This window comes from Streptomyces sp. NPDC050315, assembly GCF_040655775.1.
Classification (GTDB): domain Bacteria; phylum Actinomycetota; class Actinomycetes; order Streptomycetales; family Streptomycetaceae; genus Streptomyces.
This window is the reverse complement of sequence record NZ_JBFAKN010000005.1, coordinates 397722-423265: the sequence shown is the minus strand read 5'-3', so window position 1 is coordinate 423265 and position 25544 is coordinate 397722. Positions and strand designations below refer to the sequence as shown.

General features: G+C 70.3%; 24 protein-coding genes. 3 read left to right on the top strand and 21 right to left on the bottom strand.

Going from position 1 to position 25544, the window contains the following annotated elements:
* The first annotated feature begins 339 nt into the window (after positions 1-339).
* Entirely contained in the window at positions 340-1896 is a 1557-nt protein-coding gene (locus AB0I82_RS20810; protein WP_363258783.1) for a hypothetical protein, read from the top strand.
* Positions 1893-3020: a hypothetical protein gene (locus tag AB0I82_RS20805; RefSeq protein ID WP_363258782.1), complete on the top strand. Its 1128-nt coding sequence runs from the start codon at positions 1893-1895 to the stop codon at positions 3018-3020. Before AB0I82_RS20810 ends, AB0I82_RS20805 begins: the two co-directional genes overlap by 4 nt.
* Before the next feature lie 77 nt (positions 3021-3097).
* Here AB0I82_RS20805 and metK read toward each other — a convergent pair whose 3' ends face one another.
* The 13 genes from metK to pyrR all read right to left on the bottom strand — a co-directional run bounded on the left by metK (position 3098) and on the right by pyrR (position 17370).
* Positions 3098-4306, bottom strand: coding sequence for a methionine adenosyltransferase (gene metK, locus AB0I82_RS20800; protein WP_363258781.1), 1209 nt, complete (start codon positions 4304-4306; stop codon positions 3098-3100).
* A gap of 240 nt (positions 4307-4546) precedes the next feature.
* Entirely contained in the window at positions 4547-5764 is a 1218-nt protein-coding gene (coaBC, locus tag AB0I82_RS20795) for a bifunctional phosphopantothenoylcysteine decarboxylase/phosphopantothenate--cysteine ligase CoaBC (protein WP_363258780.1), read from the bottom strand.
* Between the two features lie 103 nt (positions 5765-5867).
* A complete protein-coding gene (gene rpoZ / locus AB0I82_RS20790) occupies positions 5868-6140 on the bottom strand; it encodes a DNA-directed RNA polymerase subunit omega (protein WP_006382157.1) in 273 nt (90 codons plus the stop codon).
* A 64-nt stretch (positions 6141-6204) separates the two neighbouring features.
* Positions 6205-6810 carry a guanylate kinase gene (gene gmk, locus AB0I82_RS20785; RefSeq protein WP_363258779.1) on the bottom strand — a complete coding sequence of 202 codons (606 nt, stop codon included), beginning with the start codon at positions 6808-6810 and terminating at the stop codon, positions 6205-6207.
* Positions 6811-6849: 39 nt separating this feature from the next.
* On the bottom strand, positions 6850-7173 hold the full coding sequence (locus AB0I82_RS20780) for an integration host factor (RefSeq protein WP_030251572.1): 324 nt from the start codon (positions 7171-7173) through the stop codon (positions 6850-6852).
* A gap of 225 nt (positions 7174-7398) precedes the next feature.
* Complete coding sequence (pyrF, locus tag AB0I82_RS20775; RefSeq protein WP_363258778.1) at positions 7399-8235, bottom strand: orotidine-5'-phosphate decarboxylase; 837 nt, start codon at positions 8233-8235, stop codon at positions 7399-7401.
* The gene (locus tag AB0I82_RS20770) at positions 8232-9341 is read right to left on the bottom strand and encodes a quinone-dependent dihydroorotate dehydrogenase (protein ID WP_363258777.1); all 1110 of its coding nucleotides are present in this window, start codon (positions 9339-9341) and stop codon (positions 8232-8234) included. The genes pyrF and AB0I82_RS20770 overlap by 4 nt, the downstream gene beginning before the upstream one ends.
* Before the next feature lie 65 nt (positions 9342-9406).
* Complete coding sequence (gene carB, locus AB0I82_RS20765; protein WP_363258776.1) at positions 9407-12715, bottom strand: carbamoyl-phosphate synthase large subunit; 3309 nt, start codon at positions 12713-12715, stop codon at positions 9407-9409.
* Positions 12708-13877, bottom strand: coding sequence for a glutamine-hydrolyzing carbamoyl-phosphate synthase small subunit (gene carA / locus AB0I82_RS20760; RefSeq protein WP_363258775.1), 1170 nt, complete (start codon positions 13875-13877; stop codon positions 12708-12710). The genes carB and carA overlap by 8 nt, the downstream gene beginning before the upstream one ends.
* Positions 13874-14443 (bottom strand): hypothetical protein, encoded by a 570-nt coding sequence (locus AB0I82_RS20755; RefSeq protein WP_363258774.1) that lies wholly within the window; start codon positions 14441-14443, stop codon positions 13874-13876. Before AB0I82_RS20755 ends, carA begins: the two co-directional genes overlap by 4 nt.
* A complete protein-coding gene (locus tag AB0I82_RS20750; RefSeq protein WP_363258773.1) occupies positions 14440-15726 on the bottom strand; it encodes a dihydroorotase in 1287 nt (428 codons plus the stop codon). The genes AB0I82_RS20755 and AB0I82_RS20750 overlap by 4 nt, the downstream gene beginning before the upstream one ends.
* A gap of 2 nt (positions 15727-15728) precedes the next feature.
* A complete protein-coding gene (locus tag AB0I82_RS20745) occupies positions 15729-16700 on the bottom strand; it encodes an aspartate carbamoyltransferase catalytic subunit (RefSeq protein ID WP_363258772.1) in 972 nt (323 codons plus the stop codon).
* Positions 16701-16794: 94 nt separating this feature from the next.
* Entirely contained in the window at positions 16795-17370 is a 576-nt protein-coding gene (gene pyrR / locus AB0I82_RS20740; protein ID WP_031062861.1) for a bifunctional pyr operon transcriptional regulator/uracil phosphoribosyltransferase PyrR, read from the bottom strand.
* Positions 17371-17591: 221 nt separating this feature from the next.
* On the opposite strand from pyrR, the gene bldD reads away from it, so the two are divergent.
* Complete coding sequence (gene bldD / locus AB0I82_RS20735) at positions 17592-18092, top strand: transcriptional regulator BldD (RefSeq protein WP_030610427.1); 501 nt, start codon at positions 17592-17594, stop codon at positions 18090-18092.
* Positions 18093-18478: 386 nt separating this feature from the next.
* On the opposite strand, the gene nusB is transcribed toward bldD, so the two are convergent.
* From nusB to AB0I82_RS20695, 8 genes are all read right to left on the bottom strand, one after another.
* Positions 18479-18907, bottom strand: coding sequence for a transcription antitermination factor NusB (gene nusB / locus AB0I82_RS20730; RefSeq protein WP_363258771.1), 429 nt, complete (start codon positions 18905-18907; stop codon positions 18479-18481).
* Positions 18908-18909: 2 nt separating this feature from the next.
* Entirely contained in the window at positions 18910-19476 is a 567-nt protein-coding gene (efp, locus tag AB0I82_RS20725) for an elongation factor P (protein ID WP_031062857.1), read from the bottom strand.
* 83 nt (positions 19477-19559) lie between these two features.
* On the bottom strand, positions 19560-20687 hold the full coding sequence (locus AB0I82_RS20720; protein ID WP_363258770.1) for an aminopeptidase P family protein: 1128 nt from the start codon (positions 20685-20687) through the stop codon (positions 19560-19562).
* 111 nt (positions 20688-20798) lie between these two features.
* Positions 20799-21662: an AAA family ATPase gene (locus AB0I82_RS20715; protein WP_363258769.1), complete on the bottom strand. Its 864-nt coding sequence runs from the start codon at positions 21660-21662 to the stop codon at positions 20799-20801.
* Positions 21663-21773: 111 nt separating this feature from the next.
* The gene (gene aroB / locus AB0I82_RS20710) at positions 21774-22865 is read right to left on the bottom strand and encodes a 3-dehydroquinate synthase (RefSeq protein WP_363258768.1); all 1092 of its coding nucleotides are present in this window, start codon (positions 22863-22865) and stop codon (positions 21774-21776) included.
* On the bottom strand, positions 22862-23377 hold the full coding sequence (locus tag AB0I82_RS20705) for a shikimate kinase (RefSeq protein WP_363258767.1): 516 nt from the start codon (positions 23375-23377) through the stop codon (positions 22862-22864). Before AB0I82_RS20705 ends, aroB begins: the two co-directional genes overlap by 4 nt.
* Positions 23374-24558: a chorismate synthase gene (gene aroC, locus AB0I82_RS20700; protein WP_363258766.1), complete on the bottom strand. Its 1185-nt coding sequence runs from the start codon at positions 24556-24558 to the stop codon at positions 23374-23376. Before aroC ends, AB0I82_RS20705 begins: the two co-directional genes overlap by 4 nt.
* Positions 24559-24681: 123 nt before the next feature.
* Positions 24682-25515 (bottom strand): shikimate dehydrogenase, encoded by an 834-nt coding sequence (locus tag AB0I82_RS20695; protein WP_363258765.1) that lies wholly within the window; start codon positions 25513-25515, stop codon positions 24682-24684.
* Between the last annotated feature and the right edge of the window lie 29 nt (positions 25516-25544).

The window sequence follows — 25544 nt, the reverse complement described above, 5'->3', positions numbered from 1 at the left end:
ATCTTCCAGATGAAGGAAGCGGCCTCCCGCATCGGCGTACGTGGGCAGGACCCGCTGGCCATCGCCGCGAACGACCGCTCGCGTCTCTTTCAGCGTTTCGTGTACCCCCCAGGATTCCGGCGGGCACGAGAGATCCTGAAACGTGAAGGCACCGTCCTCCTGACCGGCAGTCCCGGGAGCGGACGGCGGGCCGCCGCCCTGGTGCTCCTGCACGAACTGTCCCAGGGCGCGGGCAACTACCACGAACTGCCGGACACCTGGGACGACAACCAGCAGAACCGAGCGCTGGACCCCTCGATGATCGGAGAGCGTGACCGCCTCCTTCTCGACCTTTCGGGCGTGGACGTCGAGCAGTACGCAACGGTGCAGAAGGAGTTCTCGGCGTTCCGCAGCGTGCTGGCAGAACGTTCGGCCTGTCTCGTCGTCGTACTGCCGCTGCAGCTCATGCACCGCCACGAAGCAGGACTTCATCCCCTCACAGCAGAAATCGGAATCCCGCCGGCACGCGAGGTACTGCTGCGCCATCTACGCGTCGAGGGAATCCGCCCTGGGCCAGCAGACATCACACACGACCTGACGGATTACCTTGCTCATGCGACCGTGACAGACGTAGCCGTGCTCGCAGCCAAGATCTGCGCTGCCCGGGACTCAGCAGGGCCGGAGGAGACCTTTTCGACGTGGCTGAAGCGGGCACTCGGGCAGGCGACCGACCGCAGTGACACAGTGGCGGCGGACCTGGCGAAGCTGACCGACGGCCGCAGGCGCGCGCTCATGTTCACCGTCGCGATGCTCCACGGCTCCGCCCCCGACAAGATCTTCGACGGTGCGACCACCCTGCTCGACCTGCTGAATCACCCTGACATCGAGCAGCCACGACTGGACCAGGCGGACTTCGCCGCCGAGCTCAGGGCCATCGGTGCCGCCAAAGGGGAGAACGGGACCGTCACCTTCGGTGCCCCCAGGTACGACGTCGCCGTGCGCAGCCACTTCTGGACGTACTCTCCCGACCTTCGCGAGACCTTCCGCGACTGGACGGGGCAACTGGTGGCGTGGCCGTCATGGAAACAACAGGAACGATCGGACCTCGTCTCCCGCTTCGCAGCCGACTGCCTGGCAGCCGGCTGCCCCGAGGACCTTTGGTGGCTGGCGGAGCAGTGGACCGAGCAACACGGCACTCGACTCCTCCCGGACGCGACGCAGGCGCTAGCCGAGTGGCTGGCAGACGACAGGCACGGTCGGGCACTTCGCCAGAAGATCTACTTCCGGGCGATCGACTCCGGTCTGTCCGACGTACTGAAGAACGTGCTCGTGGTGGTGTGCGAGAACGTGATGTCCTTGCGCCATCCCGACCAAGCTCTGGTCCGTCTGCATCACATGGCCCGCCGGGAGGAGGGAACGCCGTCCACGGCGGCCGATGCTGTCTTCCGGCTGGCCACGAAGGCCGACCGACTCCTCCTCGTACTGCTCGGTCGCCTCTCCCCCGCCGAGTGGCTGGCGGACGCCAAGATCTTCCTCAAGGTCGCGAGTGCCGTCGTCGGGCAACGGCGTCTGTACTCGAACCCGACGGTCCGTACCCGCTTGGCCGACGGCTGGTCGGACGCTTTCGGTCATGACCACACCGTCTGGGCGCAGCACGTCCGCGGCTGGCTGGCGGCGGCAGGCGTCGCCGAGCCGTACCGCGAGGCCCTGCTGCGCCTGCTCGCCGAATCCGCCTGCCGCCATCCCGGCGTACCTGCCAGACTCCACGTCATCGCGCGCGACTGGGCCCACTCTTCACCTGCGGACACGCGGGAACGCTGCAGCGTCGCCGCCCGCCTCAATCAGCACATCGATGTCGCCCAGGGCATCGACACCACTCCGTTCTCCTCGCAGCAGACAACGGGAGAGGCGTCATGAGCTCGGGACACAAGACCATGACAGGTTTCGTTGCGATCATCTGCACACTGCTGGTCGTCATTGTCGGCCTCTCGACGGACTGGCCGCTCTGGGCCTGGCCCGCTGCCATCGCCGTACTGGCCGGCGCAACAGCTCTGGCGGTGAAATTCAGCGGGCCACCCGACACCCACTTCCCGCCGACGACTCGGCTGGAGCCTGACCTGCCGATCCCGCCTCCGGAGCGGTGGGAGCAGCTGGTGACGCAGGTGGCGCTACCCAGTGCGATGCCTGACTACGACTTCCAGTTCTCTGCGCTCGTCCAGTGGAAGCCCGTAGACACGCCGTCCGACGCCCCGCCGATCAATGAAGCGGGCATCGCCATCGAATCGATACTGGAACGCGCACGTGCGATCACCGTGCAGCAGTCACCGGAACGCTGTGCACTCGCCCAGTACCGGCTCAACGGCGCGCTCGGGACCATGAAGCCGGACCCGTCCGGCCGCCTCACAGCCATGGCCGAAGGGGTGGCTCTCACGCTCACCGAGGCTGACCGGAACCGGCTGGAGAAGCTCGCCACGGTCCGCAAGGACGAGGACGTCTGGGAGCACGAGCGCAAGTATGAACGGAACAAGAGGGCGTATCTCGGTGATGATGTGCTCAAGGACACCGGCAGCGCCGTGGTGTGGTGGATGGCGAACCACGACGATCAGATCGAAAAGACCGTCGACCTGATCGGGCCGCTCGCGCAGCTCTCCTCCGCCGCCAACAACACGGAGATCGACGAGACGTTCCGGCATTTGGTGCCCGGGGCCCGCCTGCCGCAAGAACCAACTGGGCTCTGGGACGGGATGCGGATCGTGTCGGAGCCGGAGTACCTGGATGACCGGGGGCAGACGGACGGCTCTGGGGAGGCGCACGGCGACGGCTTCGCCTTCTCTGACGAGCCGCCCGAACCCGACATCACAACCGTACTCGGGGACCTCATCAAGCAGGCCGGATTCGACGAGGGCTCAGCTGAGACCGCGCTATTCAGCCGCCGCGTCGCCGACGGGCTGGCGGCAGCCGGCCGACCCGATCTGTCCGAACAGATCAGGGACCGGTTCGATGCCCCTGAACCGCCGGATGACGAAGATCCTGACCGCTGACCCTGCGTACGGCCGGAAACGCCTCCGGGCCCGTGCCACCGCAGTGGTACGGGCCCGGAGGCAGGAAGTACGGGTGCTTAGAGGCCCGCCGCCTTGCGGAGGGCGTCGACGCGGTCCGTGCGCTCCCAGGTGAAGGCGTCCAGCTCGCGGCCGAAGTGGCCGTACGCGGCGGTCTCGGCGTAGATCGGGCGGAGCAGGTCGAGGTCGCGGATGATCGCGGCCGGGCGGAGGTCGAAGACCTCGCTGATGGCCTGCTCGATCTTCTCGACGTCGACGGTGGCGGTGCCGAAGGTCTCCACGAAGAGACCGACCGGCTCGGCCTTGCCGATCGCGTAGGCGACCTGGACCTCGCAGCGCTGGGCCAGGCCCGCCGCCACGACGTTCTTCGCGACGTAGCGCATGGCGTACGCGGCGGAGCGGTCGACCTTGGACGGGTCCTTGCCGGAGAAGGCGCCGCCGCCGTGGCGGGACATGCCGCCGTACGTGTCGATGATGATCTTGCGGCCGGTGAGGCCCGCGTCACCCATCGGGCCGCCGATCTCGAAGCGACCGGTCGGGTTCACCAGCAGGCGGTAGCCCTCGGTGTCGAGCTTGATGCCGTCCTCGATCAGCTCGTTCAGGACGTGCTCGACGACGAACTCGCGGATGTCGGGAGCGAGCAGCGAGTCCAGGTCGATGTCCGAGGCGTGCTGCGAGGAGACGACCACGGTGTCCAGGCGGACCGCCTTGTGGCCGTCGTACTCGATGGTGACCTGGGTCTTGCCGTCGGGGCGGAGGTACGGGATGGTGCCGTTCTTCCGGACCTCGGACAGGCGCTTGGACAGGCGGTGCGCGAGGTTGATCGGGAGCGGCATCAGCTCCGGGGTCTCGTCGCAGGCGTACCCGAACATCAGGCCCTGGTCGCCGGCGCCCTGCTTGTCCAGCTCGTCCTCGTCGCCCTCGACCCGCTTCTCGTAGGCGGTGTCGACACCCTGGGCGATGTCCGGGGACTGCGCGCCGATCGATACGGAGACACCACAGGAAGCGCCGTCGAAGCCCTTCTTGGAGGAGTCGTAACCGATCTCCAGGATCTTGTTCCGCACGAGGGTGGGGATGTCGGCGTAAGCCTTCGTGGTCACCTCGCCGGCCACGTGCACCAGGCCGGTGGTGATCAGCGTCTCGACGGCGACCCGGGACGCCGGGTCCTCCTTCAGGAGCGCGTCGAGGATGGTGTCGCTGATCTGGTCAGCGATCTTGTCGGGGTGGCCCTCGGTGACGGACTCCGAGGTGAACAGGCGGCGGGACACATCGCTCCCTGGGGTTGCAGCGGCTGCTGTCTGATCATTGACGGACCTGCCGAGAGCTGCGCTCGGCGCGATCCACGGCCAGTTTATCGGTCAGGCGTCCCGTTCGGGCACGCAGTCTCGTTCTGTGGATGCGCCGTGACCAGGGACACCCTGCCATCCGGCCCTCGGGCGCCGCTCAACGGTATGCCACAACAAGGGTGTTTGCGGTGGCCACCGGGCCGGAATGGGCTCATCGAGTGATCAGGAAATTCGCTCGGCGACCAGGTCCCAGACCGTGTCGGCCAGGGCCTCCTTGGGCCCGTGGGGCACGGGGGTCTCGGTGCCGTCGGAGGCCAGTACGACCGCCTCGTTCTCGGCCGACCCGAAGGTCTTGTGCTCCCCGACCTCATTGACGACCAGCAGGTCACAGCCCTTGCGGGCAAGTTTTTGCCGACCGTTCGCCAGAACGTCATCCGTCTCGGCGGCAAACCCGACGACGATTTGCCCGGGACGCGCCCGCTCGGCGGAGATTTCCGCGAGGATGTCGGGATTGCGCACCAGCTCGATCGGCGGCTGCTCCACGTCGTCCCGCTTCTTGATCTTGCCGGGGGCGTACTGGGCCGGGCGGAAATCGGCCACGGCGGCCGCCATGACCACGGCGTCGGCGTCGGCCGCCGCCTTCAGCACCGCCTCGCGCAGCTGGACGGCCGTACCGATGTGGACCACGTCCACGCCCGCCGGATCGGGCAGCCCGGTCTCCCCCGTGACCAGCGTCACGCGGGCGCCGCGCGCCACTGCCGTACGGGCCAGCGCGTATCCCTGCTTCCCGGAGGAACGGTTGCCCAGGTACCGGACGGGGTCCAGCGGCTCGCGGGTGCCGCCGGCGCTGACCACGACGTGCCGGCCCGCGAGGTCCGCGGTGACCGCCTCGGGGCCGCGCGCCAGCACCCGGCGGCAGACCTCGAAGATCTCGGCCGGGTCGGGGAAGCGGCCCTTGCCGGTGTCGACGCCGGTCAGCCGCCCGACAGCGGGCTCGATGACGATCGCGCCGCGGGCGCGGAGGGTCGCGACGTTCTCCTGGGTGGCCGGGTGCTCCCACATCTCGGTGTGCATCGCGGGGGCGAAGATCACCGGGCAGCGGGCGGTGAGGAGCGTGTTCGTGAGGAGGTCGTCCGCCAGGCCGTGCGCGGCCTTGGCCAGCATGTCGGCCGTGCACGGGGCGACGACGACCAGGTCGGCGCCCTGCCCGATGCGGACGTGCGGGACCTCGTGGACGGACTCCCAGACCTCGGTCGAGGCCGGGTTGCCGGAGAGGGCTGCCCAGGTCGCCTCGCCGACGAAATGCAGCGCCGACGCGGTCGGCACGACCCGTACGTCGTGGCCCGACTCGCTGAGCCGCCGCAGCAGCTCGCACGCCTTGTACGCGGCGATCCCGCCGCTGACCCCCAGGACGACCCTGGGCTGCTCCGGCTTGTCCATCGTCTTCGCTGCTCCCCACTGAGACAGGTGTACCTACCCCATGACACATCAAGGGCCCGGCAGGAGCTCTGCCGGGCCCTTGGTGAGTGAAACTACCGCGGCCTTACTGGGCCGGGCCCTCCACGGCCTCGGAGGTCAGCAGACCCGCGTTGATCTCGCGCAGCGCGATCGAGAGGGGCTTCTCGTGGACGTGGGTGTCCACCAGGGGGCCGACGTACTCGAGCAGGCCCTCGCCGAGCTGCGAGTAGTACGCGTTGATCTGGCGCGCACGCTTCGCGGCGTAGATCACGAGGCTGTACTTCGAGTCGGTGGCCTCGAGAAGCTCATCAATCGGCGGGTTGATGATGCCCTCGGGCGTTGAGATGGAAGAGGACACTCTCTGCCTTCCGAAGGGGTTGATCAGGGAATTTCCGGAAAATCCGCGACAAACATTGCGAAGATCATTCTCCGGAGTTATTCAGCATCAAGGCTAGCAGCTCACGGGAGACGTCCTCGACGGAGGTGTTGACACACGTCTCGTCGAACTCCTTCTCGGCGGCCAGCTCGATACGCGCGGCCGCCAGCCGGCGCTCGATCACCTCGGCCGACTCCGTGCCCCGGCCGGTGAGCCGGCGGACCAGCTCCTCCCAGCTCGGCGGGGCCAGGAAGACCAGCCGCGCCTCGGGCATGGACTCACGGACCAGCCGGGCGCCCTGGAGGTCGATCTCCAGGAGAACCGGCTCGCCCGCCGCCAGGTGGTCCAGGACCGCCTGACGCGGGGTGCCGTAGCGATTTCCCGCGAATTCCGCCCACTCCAGCAGCTCACCGTTGGCGATCAGCTTGTCGAATTCCTCGTCGTCGACGAAGAAGTACTGGACGCCGTGCCGCTCGCCGGGACGCGGCTTGCGGGTGGTGGCCGACACCGAGAGCCATACCTCGGGGTGGACCTTGCGCATATGGGCGACGACCGTGCTCTTGCCGACCCCGGAGGGGCCGGAGAGCACGGTCAGCCGCGGTTGTCTGTCCGGGGTTGCCGGGGTCGCCCCCCGGGAGACTGCAGAACTCATGCAGCGATTATTCCAGCTCCCCGGGGATGCCTGAGCACCTCAGGAAGCGGCGTTGCCGAACTCACGCTCAAGAGACGCGATCTGGTTGGAGCCGAGACCGCGCACACGGCGGCTCTCGGAGATGCCGAGCCGCTCCATGATCTGCTTGGCGCGGACCTTGCCGACGCCGGGCAGGGACTCAAGGAGGGCGGAGACCTTCATCTTGCCGATGACGTCGTTCTCCTGGCCCTGCTTGATGACCTCGTGGAGGGAGGCACCGGAGTGCTTGAGCCGATTCTTGACCTCGGCGCGCTCCCGGCGAGCCGCGGCGGCCTTCTCGAGCGCGGCTGCGCGCTGTTCAGGGGTAAGGGGCGGAAGAGCCACGCCTACGTCACCTCGGATGTCGAACTGTCGGATACGGACCGGTGTGGAACCTAGTCGCCCCGCACCTGCGGAGCAACGAACAACGCGCTTACGTGCGGTGCTCTCGTCGGAGACTAGCGGGCGAGGGCGCCAGAGTCAGCGAGAACAGACGAAAAGTCCTGGTCAGCCTCTGCCGACCAGGACATTTCGGTACCAAACCACCGGGGAAAATGCCGGTGGCTGTCACTAACCGACCGCTGCGGCCACATCCTCGGCGAATCGCGCCGCCGCATCGCGCAGACCTGCGGCGTCCGGACCGTGACGCAGAACACCCCGGCTGACGCTCGGCACCACATTGCGCACGGCGGCCCCGAAGACCCCGGGAAGGTCCGCGGGGGTCGCTCCCTGCGCACCGATACCGGGCGCGAGCAGCGGCCCGTTCACGGCGAGGTCGTACGAGGACAGGTCGCCCAGCGTCGCACCGACGACGGCCCCGAAGGAGCCCAGCGGCTCGGCGCCCGCGTTTTCCTCCTTGAGGTGGGCGAGCATGGTGGCCCCGATGGTGCGGCCATCGGCCCGTACGGCGTGCTGTACCTCCTGGCCCTCGGGGTTGGAGGTCAGCGCCAGTACGAAGAGGCCGCAGCCGTTCTCCTTGGCCAGCTCCACGGCCGGCTTCAGGGAGCCGTAGCCCAGGTACGGGCTGACGGTGAGCGCGTCGGAGAAGAGCGGGCTGTCCTTGGCCAGGAAGGTCTCGGCGTACGCGGCCATGGTGGAGCCGATGTCGCCGCGCTTGGCGTCCATGAGGACCAGCGCGCCCCGCTCACGGGCCTCGGCGACGGCGGTCTCCAGTACGGCGATGCCCTTCGACCCGAAGCGCTCGAAGAACGCGGCCTGCGGCTTGAAGACCGCGACCGTCTCGCCGAGCGCCTCGACGACGGTACGGGTGAACCGGGCCAGGCCCGCGACGTCGTCGTTCAGGCCCCAGTCGGCCAGCAGCGAGGCGTGCGGGTCGATGCCCACGCAGAGCGGGCCGCGCTCGTCCATGGCGCGGCGCAGACGCGCACCAAAAGGCTGCAGGGTCATGAGGTCACCTTCTTGTGCTCGGCGCCGACGGCCTCGGCGAGGGTGGCGTACGGGCTCGTGGCCAGGCGCGCGGCCAGGCCCTTGTGGATCGCGCGGCACCAGAAGGGGCCCTCGTAGATGAAGGCGCTGTAGCCCTGGACGAGGGTGGCACCGGCCAGGATGCGCTGCCAGGCGTCCTCGGCGTTCTCGATGCCGCCCACGCCGATGAGGGTGATGCGGTCGCCGACGCGGGCGTACAGGCGGCGCAGCACTTCGAGGGAGCGCTCCTTGACCGGGCGGCCGGAGAGCCCGCCGGTCTCCTGGACGAGCGCGGGGTCGGACTTCAGGCCCAGGCCCTCGCGCGCGATGGTGGTGTTGGTGGCGATGATGCCGTCCAGGCCCAGTTCGAGGGCGAGGTCGGCGACGGCGTCGACGTCCTCGTCGGCGAGATCGGGGGCGATCTTGACCAGGAGCGGGACCCGGCGGTCCGTGACCGTGCGGTCGGCGGCCTCGCGTACGGCCGAGAGCAGCGGGCGCAGGTGGTCGACGGCCTGGAGGTTGCGCAGGCCCGGGGTGTTCGGCGAGGAGACGTTGACGACGAGGTAGTCGGCGTGGCCGGCCAGCCGCTCGGTCGAGGTCACGTAGTCGCCGATCGCCTCGGACTCCGGTACGACCTTGGTCTTGCCGATGTTGACGCCGAGCGTCGTCCGGAAGGCGGCCTTGCGGGCCGCCAGGCGGGCCGCCACGGCCGCGGAACCCTCGTTGTTGAACCCCATGCGGTTGATGAGCGCGCGGTCCTTCACGAGGCGGAAGAGGCGCTTCTTGGGGTTGCCGGGCTGCGGCTGCGCGGTGACCGTGCCGATCTCGACGTGGTCGAAGCCGAGCATGGTCATGCCGTCGATCGCGACGGCGTTCTTGTCGAAGCCCGCGGCGAGCCCGAAGGGGCCGTGCATCCGGCGCCCCAGGGCCTCGACGCGCAGCTCCTTGTAGCGCGGCGCGAGCACGGCGGCCACGAAGGTCCGCAGGACGGGGATACGAGCGGCCAGCCGGATCCAGCCGAAGGCCAGGTGGTGGGCCTGTTCGGGGTCCATCCGCTTGAAGAACAGATCGAAGAACAGCTTGTACACAGGAATGTCCTCATGGGAGAGGGGGACACCGTGGTGGTCGGTGTCCCCCTCGATCGGCTGGCTGCTTAGTCGCGGGCCGCGGTCAGGTGCTCCGCGTGCTCCTGCAGGGACCTGACGCCCACCTCGCCGCGGGAGACGGCCTCGATGCCCTGGACGGCGGCCGCGAGGGCCTGGACCGTGGTCAGGCAGGGCACGGAGCGGGCCACCGCGGCGGTGCGGATGTCGTAGCCGTCCAGGCGGCCACCCGTGCCGTAGGGGGTGTTGACGATCAGGTCGACCTGGCCGTCGTGGATGAGCTGGACGATGGTCTTCTCACCGTTCGGGCCCTCGCCCTCGGACTGCTTGCGTACCACCGTGGCGTTGATGCCGTTGCGCTTGAGGACCTCGGCGGTGCCGGAGGTGGCCAGCAGCTCGAAGCCGTGCTGGACCAGCTCCCGGGCCGGGAAGATCATCGCGCGCTTGTCCCGGTTGGCCACCGACACGAACGCGCGGCCCTTGGTGGGCAGCGCACCGTAGGCGCCGGCCTGCGACTTGGCGTAGGCGGTGCCGAAGACCGAGTCGATGCCCATGACCTCGCCGGTGGAGCGCATCTCCGGGCCCAGCACGGTGTCCACGCCGCGGCCCTGCATGTCGCGGAACCGCGACCAGGGCATCACGGCCTCCTTGACCGAGATCGGCGCGTCCATCGGCAGCGTGCCGCCGTCACCGGTCTTGGGCAGCATGCCCTCGGCGCGCAGCTCGGCGATGGTGGCGCCCAGCGAGATGCGGGCCGCGGCCTTGGCCAGCGGGACCGCGGTGGCCTTGGAGGTGAAGGGCACGGTACGGGAGGCGCGCGGGTTGGCCTCCAGCACGTAGAGGATGTCCCCGGCCATGGCGAACTGGATGTTGATCAGGCCGCGGACGCCGACGCCCTTGGCGATGGCTTCGGTGGAGGCGCGCAGCCGCTTGATGTCGAAGCCGCCCAGGGTGATGGGGGGCAGCGCGCAGGCGGAGTCGCCGGAGTGGATGCCGGCCTCCTCGATGTGCTCCATCACGCCGCCGAGGTAGAGCTCGGAGCCGTCGTAGAGCGCATCGACGTCGATCTCGATCGCATCGTCGAGGAAACGGTCGATCAGCACCGGGTGCTGGTCGATCAGGCCCGCGTGCCGCTCCAGGTACTCGCCCAGCGACGGCTCGTCGTAGACGATCTCCATGCCGCGGCCGCCGAGCACGTAGGACGGGCGGACCATGACCGGGTAGCCGATCTCGGCGGCGATCTTCTTGGCGTCGTCGTAGGAGAAGGCGGTGCCGTACTTGGGCGCGGGCAGCCCGGCCTCGGTGAGGACGCGGCCGAAGGCGCCGCGCTCCTCGGCCAGGTCGATGGCCTCGGGCGAGGTGCCCACGATCGGCACCCCGTTGTCCTTCAGCGCCTGCGCCAGCCCCAGCGGAGTCTGCCCGCCGAGCTGCACGACGACGCCCGCGACCGGGCCCGCGACCTGCTCGGCGTGCACGATCTCCAGCACGTCTTCGAGCGTGAGCGGCTCGAAGTACAGCCGGTCGGAGGTGTCGTAGTCGGTGGAGACGGTCTCCGGGTTGCAGTTGACCATCACGGTCTCGTAGCCCGCATCCGACAGCGCGAAGGAGGCGTGGACGCAGGAGTAGTCGAACTCGATGCCCTGGCCGATCCGGTTCGGCCCGGACCCCAGGATGATCACCGCGGGCTTCTCGCGCGGCGCGACCTCGGTCTCCTCGTCATAGGAGGAGTAGAAGTACGGCGTCTTCGCGGCGAACTCCGCGGCGCAGGTGTCCACCGTCTTGTAGACCGGACGGACGCCCAGCGCGTGCCGGACCTCACGGACAACGTCCTCGCGCAGCTCACGGATCTCCGCGATCTGGGCGTCGGAGAAACCGTGCCGCTTGGCCTCCGCGAGGATCTCGGGGCCGAGCTTGTCGGCGGCCGCGATCTCGTCGGCGATCTCCTTGATCAGGAAGAGCTGGTCGACGAACCACGGGTCGATCTTGGTGGCGTCGAAGACCTCCTGCGGGGTCGCCCCGGCACGGATGGCCTGCATGACGGTGTTGATCCGGCCGTCGGTCGGGACCTGCGCCTTGACCAGCAGCTCGGCCTTGTCACCGGGGTCGCCGGTGAAGGTGAAGGAGCTGCCCTTCTTCTCGGTCGAGCGCAGCGCCTTCTGCATCGCCTCGGTGAAGTTACGGCCGATGGCCATCGCCTCACCCACCGACTTCATCGTGGTCGTCAGCGTGGCGTCGGCGGCCGGGAACTTCTCGAAGGCGAAGCGCGGCACCTTGACCACGACATAGTCGAGCGTGGGCTCGAAGGACGCCGGAGTCTTCTCCGTGATGTCGTTCGGGATCTCATCGAGGGTGTAGCCGACGGCCAGCCGGGCGGCGATCTTGGCGATCGGGAAGCCCGTGGCCTTCGAGGCCAGCGCGGAGGAACGGGAGACACGCGGATTCATCTCGATGACGATCACGCGGCCGTCCACCGGGTTGACCGCGAACTGGATGTTGCAGCCGCCGGTGTCCACCCCGACCTCGCGGATGATCGCGATGCCGACGTCCCGCAGGATCTGGTACTCCCGGTCGGTCAGCGTCATCGCGGGCGCGACGGTGATCGAGTCACCGGTGTGCACGCCCATCGGGTCGAAGTTCTCGATGGAGCACACGACCACGACGTTGTCGTTCTTGTCGCGCATCAGCTCCAGCTCGTACTCCTTCCAGCCGAGAATGGACTCCTCCAGGAGCACCTCGGTGGTCGGCGAGAGCGTCAGCCCCTGCCCGGCGATGCGGCGCAGCTCCTCCTCGTTGTGGGCGAAACCGGAGCCCGCGCCACCCATGGTGAAGGAGGGACGGACGACAACGGGGTAGCCGCCGAGCTCCTCGACGCCCTTCATGACGTCGTCCATCGAGTGGCAGATGTAGGAGCGCGCGGACTCGCCGTGGCCGATCTTCTTACGGACCTCCTCCACGACCTCCTTGAACAGGTCGCGGTCCTCACCCTTGTTGATCGCCTCCACGTTGGCGCCGATCAGCTCCACGCCGTACTTCTCCAGCACACCCTGCTCGTGCATGGAGATCGCGGTGTTCAGCGCGGTCTGGCCGCCCAGGGTGGGCAGCAGCGCGTCGGGGCGCTCCTTGGCGATGATCTTCTCGACGAACTCGGGGGTGATCGGCTCGACGTAGGTGGCGTCGGCGATCTCCGGGTCGGTCATGATCGTCGCCGGGTTGGAGTTCACCAGGATGACCCGCAGACCCTCGGACTTGAGGACGCGGCACGCCTGGGTACCGGAGTAGTCGAACTCGGCGGCCTGGCCGATGACGATCGGGCCGGAGCCGATGACCAGGACGGACTGGATATCGGTGCGCTTAGGCACGCTGGCCCTCCATCAGGCTAACGAAGCGGTCGAACAGGTAGGCGGCGTCGTGCGGGCCGGCCGCCGCTTCGGGGTGGTACTGGACGCTGAAAGCCGGCCGGTCGAGGAGCTGGAGCCCCTCCACCACGTTGTCGTTCAGACAGACGTGGGAGACCTCGGCGCGGCCGTAGGGGGTCTCGGAGACCTTGTCGAGGGGCGCGTCGACGGCGAAGCCGTGGTTGTGCGCGGTGACCTCGACCTTGCCGGTGACGCGGTCCTGCACCGGCTGGTTGATGCCGCGGTGGCCGTACTTCAGCTTGAAGGTGCCGAAGCCGAGCGCGCGGCCCAGAATCTGGTTGCCGAAGCAGATGCCGAACAGCGGGGTCTGCCGCTCCAGCACCGCCTGCATCAGGGAGACCGGATGGTCGGCGGTGGCCGGGTCACCGGGGCCGTTGGAGAAGAACACGCCATCCGGCTTGACCGCGTAAATGTCCTCGACGGTCGCCGTGGCGGGCAGCACGTGCACCTCGATGCCACGCTCGGCCATCCGGTGCGGCGTCATGCCCTTGATGCCCAGGTCGATCGCGGCGACGGTGAACCTCGCGGTACCGATCGGGACGGCTCCGCCGTCGGGGCCGATCGCCGGAACGACGTACGCCTCTTCGGTGGCGACCTCGGCGGAGAGGTTCGCGCCCTTCATCTCGGGGGCCTGGCGGACCTTGGCCAGCAGCGTGCCCTCGTCGGGCAGCGCGTCACCGGAGAAGATGCCGACGCGCATCGCGCCGCGTTCGCGCAGGTGGCGGGTGAGGGCGCGGGTGTCGATGCCGCTGATGCCCACCACGCCCTGCCGTGTGAGTTCGTCGTCCAGGGTGCGGACGGAGCGCCAGTTGGACGGCACGCGGGCGGGGTCGCGGACGACGTAGCCGGAGACCCAGATCTTCTGGGACTCGGGGTCCTCGTCGTTGACGCCGGTGTTGCCGATGTGCGGGGCGGTCATGACGACCACCTGGCGGTGGTAGGAGGGGTCGGTCAGGGTCTCCTGGTAGCCGGTCATCCCGGTGGAGAACACCGCCTCGCCGAAGGTCTCCCCCACGGCCCCGTAAGCACGGCCGCGGAAGCTGCGGCCGTCCTCCAGGACGAGTACGGCGGGAACCTTCGTGGCTCCCCTGGTGGAGGTCGTCATCGTGCGCCTTCCGTCTTGGTGGATGGGTTCATGGAGTTGATGGCCTCGACCCAGGCGGCGTGCTCGGCCGCCTGGTCGGAGCGGAATCCGGAGTCGATCAGCTTGTCGCCGTGCGCCCAGGTGAGGACGAGCAGGCCGCCTTCCGGCAGGACCTTGCCCGCGATGGCCTTGTCGAGCCGGGCCTCGCGCAGCGCGGCGGCCGGGACGAAGAAGTCCGTCGCTCCGGGGCGTACGACGTCCAGGCCCTCGTCGGTGAGCGTCAGCTCCACCCGGCTGCGGGTGCCGAGCCCGCGCGCCACGATCCGGTCGAGCCACTGCCCCGCGGTGGTGGAGCCGTGGTACCGGCCGCTCATCGTGAGCCGCGGTTCACCGAGCTCCTCCGGGGTGACGGGGAGCTCGGGCAGGTCGCCCTGGAGCGTGCCGCGCCACTTCCAGCCCTCGCGCATCAGCCAGTACAGCAGCGCGACGAAGAGCAGCAGGCCGACGACCCAGCCGATCCGCGCGGGCCAGTTGGTGACCTCGGCCGAATGCGGCGCTTCGGCGAGTCGGATTACAAGAGGTGTCACGCCAGCTTCCCGTCCACGACCGTTGCCCGGCCCCGCAGGAAGGTGTGGGTCACGCGGCCCGGCAGCTCACGGCCCTCGTACGGGGTGTTCCGGCTGCGGGAGGCGAACCCTGCGGGGTCCACAGCTCCACGGTAAGCGGAATCGACCAGGGTGAGGTTGGCGGGCTCGCCAGCCGAGACGGGACGGCCGTGGCCCTCCAGGCGGCCGATGGCCGCGGGCCGGAAGGACATCCGGTCGGCGACCTGCGCCCAGTCCAGCAGGCCGGTGTCGACCATCGTGTGCTGGATCACGGACAGCGCGGTCTCCAGGCCGACCATGCCCATGGCCGCCGCGCCCCACTCGCAGTCCTTGTCCTCGTGCGGGTGCGGGGCGTGGTCGGTGGCCACGACGTCGATCGTGCCGTCGGCCAGCGCCTCGCGCAGCGCCATGACGTCGCGCTCGGTGCGCAGCGGCGGGTTGACCTTGTAGACCGGGTTGTACGTGCGCACCAGCTCGTCGGTGAGGAGGAGGTGGTGCGGGGTGACCTCGGCGGTCACGTCGATGCCGCGGGACTTGGCCCAGCGGACGATCTCGACGGAGCCGGCGGTGGAGAGGTGGCAGATGTGCACGCGGGAGCCGACGTGGTCGGCGAGCAGCACATCGCGGGCGATGATCGACTCCTCGGCGACGGCGGGCCAGCCGCCCAGGCCCAGCTCGGCGGAGACGATGCCCTCGTTCATCTGCGCGCCCTCGGTGAGGCGCGGCTCCTGGGCGTGCTGCGCGACGACGCCGTCGAAGGCCTTCACGTACTCCAGGGCGCGGCGCATGATCACCGCGTCGTCGACGCACTTGCCGTCGTCGGAGAAGACCCGGACGTTGGCGGCGGACTCGTGCATGGCGCCCAGCTCGGCGAGCTTCTTGCCCTCCAGGCCGACCGTGACCGCGCCGACCGGCTGCACGTCGCAGTAGCCGGACTCCTTGCCGAGCCGCCAGACCTGCTCGACGACGCCGGCGGTGTCGGCGACCGGGAAGGTGTTGGCCATGGCGTGTACGGAGGTGTACCCGCCGACCGCGGCGGCCTTCGTGCCGGTCAGCACGGTCTCGGAGTCCTCGCGGCCCGGCTCGCGCAGGTGGGTGTGGAGATCGACCAGGCCCGGCAGCAGGATCTTGCCGTCGGCCTCGATGACCTCGGCGCCGTCAGCGCTGAGACCCGTGCCGACCTCCGCGATCGTCTCGCCGTCGATCAGTACGTCCTGCGCCTCGCCACCGAGGACCTTCGCACCGCGAATAAGAGTCTTGCCCATGATTACTTGTTCTCCTCGGTGGTGGAGCTGGTGGTGATGGCCGGCTCGTTGCCGCCCAGAAGCAGGTACATGACCGCCATGCGGATGCTGACACCGTTGGTGACCTGTTCCACGGCGGTGCAGCGCGGCGAGTCGGCGACCTCGGCGGTGATCTCCATGCCGCGGTTCATCGGGCCGGGGTGCATCACGATCGCGTGCTCGGGCATCCGGGCCATCCGCTCGCCGTCGAGCCCGTACCGGCGTGCGTACTCCCGCTCGGTCGGGAAGAACGCCGCGTTCATCCGCTCCCGCTGGACGCGCAGCATCATCACCGCGTCGGACTTGGCGACCACGGAGTCCAGGTCGTACGAGACCTCGCAGGGCCAGGTCTCGACGCCGACCGGGACCAGGGTGGGCGGCGCGACCAGCGTGACCTCGGCGCCCAGCGTCGTCAGCAGGTGGACGTTGGAGCGGGCGACGCGGCTGTGCAGGATGTCGCCGACGATCGTGATGCGGCGGCCCTTCAGGTCGCCCTCGCCACCTGCCAACCGGCGGCGCATCGTGAAGGCGTCCAGCAGGGCCTGGGTGGGGTGCTCGTGGGTGCCGTCACCCGCGTTGATCACCGAGCCGCCGATCCAGCCGGAGGTGGCCAGGCGGTGCGGCGCGCCGGAGTCGTGGTGCCGTATGACGACGGCGTCGGCGCCCATCGCCTCCAGGGTCAGCGCGGTGTCCTTCAGCGACTCGCCCTTGGAGACGGAGGAGCCCTTCGCGGAGAAGTTGATGACGTCCGCGGAGAGCCGCTTGGCGGCGGCCTCGAAGGAGATGCGGGTGCGGGTGGAGTCCTCGAAGAAGAGGTTGACCACGGTGCGTCCGCGCAGGGTGGGGAGCTTCTTGATCGGCCGGTCGGCGACCCGGGCCATCTCCTCGGCGGTGTCGAGGATCAGGACGGCGTCATCGCGCGAGAGATCGGCGGCCGAGATGAGGTGGCGCTTCATCCGGGTATCTCCGTGAGTGAGGCAGGTGTACGGGAATGTCCGTCGAGCGGGCATGGGTACGCACCCGGGCACACCGGGTCCGTATCGGGATGCGCTAGCGCTCGCCGGCCGGGGTGGTCTGCTTGACGCCGAGCAGCACGGCGTCCCGGCCGTCCTCCTCGGCGAGCTGGACCTTGACCGTCTCCCGCAGCGACGTGGGGAGGTTCTTGCCGACGTAGTCGGCGCGGATCGGCAGTTCGCGGTGGCCCCGGTCGACCAGGACGGCGAGCTGCACGGCACGCGGCCGGCCGATGTCGTTCAGGGCGTCCAGCGCGGCACGGATCGTGCGGCCCGAGAAGAGCACGTCGTCGACGAGGAGGACCACACGGCCCTCGATGCCGTCACCGGGGATGTCGGTGCGCGCGAGCGTGCGGGCGGGGCCCAGGCGCAGGTCGTCGCGGTACATCGTGATGTCCAGCGAGCCGACGGGGACCGCGCGGCCGGTGATCTCTTCGAGCTTGGCGGCGAGCCGGCGGGCGAGGAAGACGCCGCGGGTGGGAATGCCGAGCAGGACCACATCCTCGGCGCCCTTGGCGCGCTCCACGATCTCGTGGGCGATGCGGGTCAGCATGCGCGCGATGTCCGGGCCTTCCAGAACGGGGCGCGCCGGAGTCGCAGGTGTTGCGTCCATACGAAACGGACCTCCTTCTCCGCCTCACGGGACGGACCTTAAAGGACGTCGGATTTACCGCATTCACGGTACCAGGGGCCCACGCATCGGCCGTAAGCACCCCCGACGGTCAGCGGTATGCCTCATTCGGCTTGACGAAGCCAAATTACGCTGCGTAACCTCACAGTGAGTTACCAGTCCGCGGCGGAGCCGCATATCGACACAGTTGTCTGGGGAGCTTTATGTCCAGCGAATACGCTAAACAGCTCGGGGCCAAGCTCCGCGCCATCCGCACCCAGCAGGGCCTCTCCCTCCACGGTGTCGAGGAGAAGTCCCAGGGCCGCTGGAAGGCCGTGGTGGTGGGTTCGTACGAGCGCGGCGACCGTGCCGTGACCGTGCAGCGCCTCGCCGAGCTGGCCGACTTCTACGGCGTGCCGGTCCAGGAGCTGCTCCCGGGCACGACCCCGGGCGGCGCCGCCGAGCCGCCGCCGAAGCTGGTGCTGGACCTGGAGCGGCTCGCCCACGTCCCCCAGGAGAAGGCCGGCCCGCTGCAGCGGTACGCCGCGACGATCCAGAGCCAGCGCGGTGACTACAACGGCAAGGTCCTCTCGATCCGCCAGGACGACCTCCGCACGCTCGCGGTCATCTACGACCAGTCCCCCTCGGTCCTCACCGAGCAGCTGATCAGCTGGGGCGTCCTGGACGCCGACGCGCGCCGCGCGGTCCAGCACGAGGACATCTGAGCCCGGCGGGCTCACAGCAGAAACGACACGCCTCGGGGCGGGAGCCAGTACGGTTCCCGCCCCGAGGCGTTGTCGTACCGACGTCGTACCGGCACGGCGGGCCGCCGGCCGGGCCAGTCACCCCCCGCAGTCCCTGGCGGGCCCTGGTGGCCCCTCAGACGGCGTGCGCCGTCGCGAGGCGGAGCACTACGGGCGCAGCACGCCCGCGCGTTCGGGGCGCGCGCTCACGGCCGGTGAGCGGGCGAGCGGCGTACGGGCGCGGCGGGCCGCCGCCCCGGAGCAGGCCGGCGCCCCGGAAAAACGGCACCGGGCCCGGAGAGAGAAGCGGCAGAACCGTCTTCCGTCTCCGGGCCCGGTGGTGCGTACAGGGCCTGGCGGGGCGGCCGTCAGGACCGGCGCAGGCTCGGCTTCAGGTCCTTCAGGCGGCCGAGCATGCCGTTCACGAAGGACGGCGAATCGTCGGTGGAGAACTCCTTGGCCAGCTGCACGGCCTCGTCTATCACGACCGCGTCCGGAGTCTCGTCCACCCAGATCAGCTCATAGGCGCCGAGCCGCAGGATGTTGCGGTCGACGACCGGCATCCGGTCGAGCGTCCAGCCGACCGCGTACGTGGCGATCAGCTCGTCGATGCGCTCGACGTGGTCCGCGTACCCCTCGACCAGTTCGAGGGTGTACTCGTTGACCGGGGGCTGCCGGGTGTCGGTCCGGGCGTGCCGCATCCAGTCCGCGAGCACGGTCTGCACATCGGCGCCGCGCTGGTCGGCCTCGAAGAGGATCTGGAAGGCGCGCTTACGGGCCTTGTTACGGGCAGCCACGGTTAGCTGTTCACCCGACCGAGGTACTCGCCGGAGCGGGTGTCGACCTTGATCTTCTCACCCGTGGTGATGAAGAGCGGGACCTGGATGACGTGGTCGGTCTCCAGCGTGGCGGGCTTGGTGCCGCCGGTGGAGCGGTCGCCCTGGACGCCCGGCTCGGTCTCCTTGATGGACAGCTCGACCGCGGCGGGCAGCTCGACGTAGAGCACCTCGCCGTCGTGCTGCGCCACGACCGCCTCGAAGCCCTCGATGAGGTAGTTCGCGGCGTCACCGACGGTCTTGCGGTCGATGTGCAGCTGGTCGAAGGTGTCCATGTCCATGAAGACGAAGTACTCGCCGTCCATGTACGAGAACTGCATCCCGCGCTTGTCGACGTTGGCAGTTTCGACCTTGACGCCGGCGTTGAAGGTCTTGTCCACCACCTTGCCGGAGAGCACGTTCTTCAGCTTGGTACGGACGAAGGCCGGGCCCTTGCCGGGCTTGACGTGCTGGAACTCGACAACGGACCACAGCTGGCCCCCTTCGAGCTTGAGCACCATGCCGTTCTTGAGGTCGTTCGTGGATGCCACGGTTGCGGTATCTCCTGGACTGCAGGTGGTGGGGACCCCGAAGATGCACGCGCTGTGTCCGTACGGCCTTACCACCGTACGGCTCAGAGGGCGAGCAGCTCCTTGGTCGTGATCGTGAGTAGCTCTGGCCCGCCGTCCGCCTCGGGGCGGACGACGAGTGTGTCGTCGATCCGGACGCCGCCGCGGCCCGGGAGGTGTACCCCAGGATCGACGGTGACCGGCACGCAAGCGTCCAGTTTACCCATGGCCGCAGGTGACAGCTGAGGGTCCTCGGCGATTTCGAGCCCGACGCCGTGTCCGGTCCACGGTCCGAGGCCCTCTTCGTGGCCCCCGGAGGCCAGCACCTGGCGGGCCGCGCGGTCCACTTCGCGGCACTCGACGCCGGGCGCGAGGGCCTCCCGGCCGGCCCGCTGGGCTGCGAAGACAAGGTCGTACAGCTCGATCTGCCAGTCGGCGGGCGTGGTGCCGATGACGAACGTACGGCCGATCTCGCACCGGTATCCGCGGTAGTCGGCACCCAGGCTCACGGTGAGAAAATCGCCCTCCTCGACCCGCCGGTCGGTGGGCAGATGGCCCGGCCGGCCGGAGTGCGGGCCGGTGGCGACGGAGGTCGGGAAGGCCGGGCCGTCCGCGCCGTGGTCGACGAGCCGGCGCTCCAGCTCCAGCGCGAGATGGCGCTCGGTACGGCCCACGAGGATCGATTCGAGCAGCTCGCCGAGGGCCTGGTCGGTGATCTCGGCCGCGATCCGCAGACAGGCGATCTCGTCCTGGTCCTTGACCAGCCGCTGCGCCTCGACCGCGCAGCCCAGGTCCGCCAGACGCAGTTCGGGCGCGACGGAGCGCAGCGCGCGGTGGCGGGCCACGGTGAGGTGGTGCTCCTCCACGGCGAGCGCCCGGGCGCCGGACTTGGCGGCGAGGTCGGCGGCGGCGACGGCCGGGTCGCCGGTGTGCGCGGGCAGCAGGCTGATCCGGAGGTCCTCGGCGGGCCTGCCCTCCGAGGGGTCGCCGGTGGGCGCGCTGGGGCACAGCAGCGTGTCGCCGCCGTCGTGCAGCAGCAGGGCCGCGCCGCGCGGGGCGCAGCCGGTGAGGTAGCGGATGTTTGCGGGGCTCGAAACGAGTGCCGCGGCGGTGTCGGTGGCGCCCGCGCCGGTGCCGACCGCGGCGTAGCGGTCACGCAACCGGGCGCGTCGGGTTGCGTACATGTCTGGCATGTACCGAGCGTACGGGTGCGATGGGCCTCGCGCCCTTTGAGCGCGTCTGTGGGGGTTTCGCGCCGGCCGGGTGCGGGCGGCACCGGCCGGTGCCGCCTCAGCGGCGCGCGCTCACCAGGACGGCGGGCTGGCCAGGCTGCGGGCCACGACGTCGTCGAGCATCCGGGCCGTGGTCGCCACGTCGTGGCTGGAGTTGTCGATGATCGGCAGCCCCGAGCTGTACCAGCCGGCCATCCGGCCGTGGATGCGGGCGACCTCCTCGTCGGTCAGCCGACGGTTGCCGCTGCGCTGGGCGTTCCGTTCGAGGACGATCTCCAGGCCCGGGAGCAGCACGACGGGCAGCAGCCCCGGGCCCACGTGCCGCTTCCAGCCGCCGAGGCCGACGACCGGGCGGTCGGGGAAGACGGCGTCGTCGAGGATGCAGGAGATGCCGTTGGCGAGGAAGTTGCGCGCGGCGAAGCCGCAGGTGCGGCGGGCCAGGCGGTACTGCGCCTCGGAGTGGTCGTTCCAGCCCTGCTGCGGGTCGGCGAACCCGGACCGCACCCATTCGCGTACGTCGTCCAGGCTGATGTGCGCGGTGGGCACCGGGCGGAGGTCGGCCCAGTGCCGGGCGACGCTGGTCTTGCCCGCGCCCGCGGGGCCGATGAGCAGCACGGCGACGGCGGTGTGCGCGGCGTCGGGCACGGCCGCACCGGGCGGCGGGGTGGGCAGCGCGACGGGATTGCCGTCGGGCAGCCGGATGTGGCCCGTGGACTCCGGCCGCGGCGTCTGCTGCGTACCGGCCCAGCCCGCGGGCGCGCCCTGCGGGGGCGGCGGCGGACCGGTCGGGGCGCCCTGCGGCGGCGGGGGCGGGCCGGCCGGTGCCGGGGGCCGCTGCGGCCCGGAGGGTATGGAGCGGGCCTGGGGGTCGGTCCAGGTCCCGGCGCTGCCCGGCAGATGACGCGGTGGCAGCGGAACCCCCCCTGGGTGCTGCATCCGGTGGCTCTCCGTCTCGTGGGGTGAGGTGCTGGAACGGTATCGAACAGTACCGCCCCCGGCCGTAGTTGAGGGAACGGCCGGGGGCGGCTGGAAGTGCCCGTTGTACGGTCAGGCGGCGATTTCGGCGTGGGCCGCGAGGAGCATGGCCGGGTCGGGGCCCTCCATCACGGTCGGCTTGGCCAGCCCGTCCAGGACGATGAAGCGCAGCAGGTCGCCGCGGGACTTCTTGTCGACCTTCATGGTCTCCAGCAGCTTGGGCCACTGGTCGCCCCGGTAGGTCAGCGGCAGGCCGACCGCGCCGAGCACGGCACGGTGCCGGTCGGCGGTCGCGTCGTCCAGCCGGCCGGCGATCCGGCCGAGCTCGGCGGCGAAGACCATGCCGACCGAAACGGCCGCGCCATGACGCCAGTTGTACTGCTCGTTCTTCTCGATGGCGTGCGCCAGGGTGTGCCCGTAATTGAGGATCTCCCGGCGGCCCGCCTCCTTGAGGTCGCCGGAGACCACCTCGGCCTTGACGCGGATGGCGCGCTCGATCAGCTCGGCGGTGTGCGGGCCGTCGGGGCGCTTCGCGCCCTCCGGGTCGCCCTCGATGAGCTCCAGGATGGCCGGGTCGGCGATGAAGCCCGCCTTGATGACCTCGGCCAGCCCCGAGACGTAGTCGTGGACCGGCAGCGAGTCCAGCGAGGCCAGGTCGCACAGCACACCGGCCGGCGGGTGGAAGGCGCCGACGAGGTTCTTGCCCTCGGCGGTGTTGATGCCCGTCTTGCCGCCGACAGCCGCGTCGACCATGCCCAGTACGGTCGTCGGTACGGCGATCCAGCGCACCCCGCGCAGCCAGGTGGCCGCCACGAAGCCCGCCAGGTCGGTGGTGGCGCCGCCGCCGACGCCCACGATGACGTCCGACCGCGTGAAGCCGGTCTGGCCCAGCGCCTTCCAGCAGTACGCCGCGACCTCGGCCGTCTTGGCCTCCTCGGCGTTCGGCAGCTGGATGGCGATGGCCTCGTAGCCCTGGCCCGCGAGGTCCTCGCGCAGCGCCTCACCGGTGGCGGCCAGCGCCTCGGGGTGCAGTACCGCGACGCGCTTGGTCTGCTTGCCGATCAGGCCCGGGAGCTCGCCGAGCAGCTGCCGGCCGATGAGGACCTCGTACGGGTCCGAACCGGCCGAGCCGCCGACCTGGATGCGGATGGGTGCGTCGGTCATGCTTTCCTCAGCTCCAATGCGTCGAGGACGGCCTCGGCGACGTCCTCGGGGGTACGGCCCTCCGTGGACACCACGGCGCGGGACACCTCCATGTACAGCGGGCGGCGCTCGGCCATCAGCTCGCGCCAGCGCTGCCGGGGGTTGACCGCCAGCAGCGGGCGCGGCGCGTCCAGGCCGACCCGCTTGACCGCCTCGGCCACGCCCATCTCCAGGAAGACGACGGGCAGTCCGGACAGCAGCTCACGGGTGGTGGCGTCCAGAATGGCGCCGCCGCCGAGCGCCAGTACCCCGGCGTGCTCGGCCACCGCGGCGCGTACCGCCTGCCGCTCCAGCTCGCGGAAGTGCGGCTCGCCCTCGTCGATGAAGATCTCCGAGATCGGCTTGCCCGCGCCCGCGACGATGTCCGCGTCGGTGTCCCGGAAGGTGGTGCCCAGCCGCTCGGCGAGCGCCATTCCGGTCGTGGTCTTCCCCACCCCCATGGGGCCGACGAGGACGACGGCCGGACCGGTCACCGGATCGCCAGGTTCTCGAGGAACGACTCGACGTTCCGGCGGGTCTCGGGCACGCTGTCGCCGCCGAACTTCTCCGCGACGGCGTCCGCGAGGACCAGCGCCACCATGGCCTCGGCCACGATGCCGGCGGCCGGCACGGCGCAGACGTCGGAGCGCTGGTGGTGGGCCGCGGCGGCCTCACCGGTGGTCACGTCGATGGTGGCGAGCGCGCGCGGCACGGTCGCGATCGGCTTCATCGCGGCGCGCACGCGCAGCAGCTCGCCGGTGGTCAGGCCGCCCTCGGTACCGCCGGAGCGGCCCGACGCGCGCTTGATGCCGTCGTCGGTGGCCAGGATCTCGTCGTGCGCCTTCGAGCCGGGCACCCGGGCCAGGTCGAAGCCGTCGCCGACCTCGACGCCCTTGATCGCCTGGATGCCCATCAGGGCACCGGCCAGCCGGGCGTCCAGACGGCGGTCCCAGTGGACGTGGCTGCCGAGGCCGACCGGTACGCCGTACGCCAGGACCTCGACCACGCCGCCGAGGGTGTCGCCGTCCTTGTGGGCCTGGTCGATCTCCGCGACCATCGCCTTCGACGCGTCCTGGTCCAGGCAGCGCACCGGGTCGGCGTCCAGCTTCTCGACGTCGGAGGGCTTGGGGTACACGCCGTACGGAGCCTTGGCCGCGGCCAGCTCCACGACGTGGCTGACGATCTCGATGCCGGCCGTCTCCTTGAGGAAGGAGCGGGCCACCGCGCCCAGCGCGACACGGGCCGCGGTCTCGCGGGCCGAAGCGCGCTCCAGGACCGGGCGGGCCTCGTCGAAGCCGTACTTCTGCATGCCGGCCAGGTCCGCGTGGCCGGGGCGGGGGCGGGTCAGCGGCGCGTTACGGGCCAGCTCGGCCAGCTCCGCCTCGTCGACCGGGTCGGCCGCCATGACCTTTTCCCACTTGGGCCACTCGGTGTTGCCCACCATGATCGCGATGGGCGAGCCGAGCGAGCGGCCGTGCCGGACGCCGCCGAGGAAGGTCACCTCGTCGCGCTCGAACTTCATCCGGGCACCGCGGCCATAGCCGAGCCGGCGACGGGCCAGGGCGTCCGCCACCATGTCCGTGGTAACGGGGACGCCGGCCGGAAGGCCCTCCAGCGTCGCCACCAGTGCGGGGCCGTGCGACTCCCCCGCCGTCAGCCAGCGCAACCTGCTCAACGGTGCTCCTCGTGTACTGCGCGTACGGTCTTCCCCTGATCCTCCCACGTCCGGCGCCGCGGCCCGCGGCCCGTCCAGCAGACGGAACGCCCGGTGGACGCCGGGGCGGCCCGGACACGGGTCTCAGCGGGCGGCCAGCGCCGCCTCGCCCGCCTTGCGCATCGCGGCCAGCGGGGCCCGCGCACAGCCGGTCATCCGCTCGACCTGGAGGACGGCCTGGTGGACCAGGAGGTCCAGGCCGCCGACGACGGCGCCGCGGCGCGCGGACCAGGCCGCGGCGAGCGCGGTGGGCCACGGCTCGTACAGCACGTCGAAGAGGGTGCCGGGGCGCTCGGGCACCGCGCCGGCCAGCGCGTCCGTGGTCCCGGCCGGGGTGGTGGCGATCACCAGGGGCGCGGCGAAGGCGCTCGCGGCGGCGTCCCAGAGGGCGGTGCGCACGGGGACGCCGAGCCGCTCGCCCCAGCCGCGCATCTCGTCCGCGCGCGCCTGGCTGCGGACGTACACGGTCACCTCGCCGGTGCAGATGCGGGCGAGCGCGGCCAGCGCCGAGGAGGCGGTGGCGCCGGCGCCGAGGATCGCGGCCTCCTCGACGGTGGTCACGCCGCGCTCGCGCAGCGCCTCCTGGATGCCGGGGATGTCGGTGTTGTCGCCGACGCGGCGGCCGTCCTCGGTGAAGAGCACGGTGTTGACCGCCTCGACGGCGGCGGCGGTGTCGCTGACCTCGTCGAGCAGCGGGATGACCGCGCGCTTGAGCGGCATGGTGAGCGACAGGCCCGCCCACTCGGCGTCGTCCAGCCCCGCCAGGAAGCCGGGCAGGGCCGCCTCGTCGATCTCGAAGCGGCCGTACTCCCGGCCGGCCAGGCCCAGTTCGTCGTACGCGGCGCGGTGCAGCACCGGCGAGAGCGAGTGGGCGATGGGCGATCCGAGGACCGCCGCCTTGTGGTGGGTTGCCGACACCGGTCCGTCCTCAGCGTTCTAGCGGGTCT

Excerpts from the sequence above, each read along its gene's own strand:
- AB0I82_RS20805 (WP_363258782.1), top strand. The coding sequence starts at position 1,893 with ATGAGCTCGGGACACAAGACCATGACAGGTTTCGTTGCGATCATCTGC.
- coaBC (WP_363258780.1), bottom strand. The coding sequence starts at position 5,764 with ATGGACAAGCCGGAGCAGCCCAGGGTCGTCCTGGGGGTCAGCGGCGGG.
- gmk (WP_363258779.1), bottom strand. The coding sequence starts at position 6,810 with ATGAGTTCTGCAGTCTCCCGGGGGGCGACCCCGGCAACCCCGGACAGA.
- pyrF (WP_363258778.1), bottom strand. The coding sequence starts at position 8,235 with ATGACCCTGCAGCCTTTTGGTGCGCGTCTGCGCCGCGCCATGGACGAG.
- carA (WP_363258775.1), bottom strand. The coding sequence starts at position 13,877 with ATGACGACCTCCACCAGGGGAGCCACGAAGGTTCCCGCCGTACTCGTC.
- AB0I82_RS20750 (WP_363258773.1), bottom strand. The coding sequence starts at position 15,726 with ATGGGCAAGACTCTTATTCGCGGTGCGAAGGTCCTCGGTGGCGAGGCG.
- AB0I82_RS20745 (WP_363258772.1), bottom strand. The coding sequence starts at position 16,700 with ATGAAGCGCCACCTCATCTCGGCCGCCGATCTCTCGCGCGATGACGCC.
- pyrR (WP_031062861.1), bottom strand. The coding sequence starts at position 17,370 with ATGGACGCAACACCTGCGACTCCGGCGCGCCCCGTTCTGGAAGGCCCG.
- bldD (WP_030610427.1), top strand. The coding sequence starts at position 17,592 with ATGTCCAGCGAATACGCTAAACAGCTCGGGGCCAAGCTCCGCGCCATC.
- AB0I82_RS20720 (WP_363258770.1), bottom strand. The coding sequence starts at position 20,687 with ATGCCAGACATGTACGCAACCCGACGCGCCCGGTTGCGTGACCGCTAC.
- AB0I82_RS20715 (WP_363258769.1), bottom strand. The coding sequence starts at position 21,662 with ATGCAGCACCCAGGGGGGGTTCCGCTGCCACCGCGTCATCTGCCGGGC.
- aroB (WP_363258768.1), bottom strand. The coding sequence starts at position 22,865 with ATGACCGACGCACCCATCCGCATCCAGGTCGGCGGCTCGGCCGGTTCG.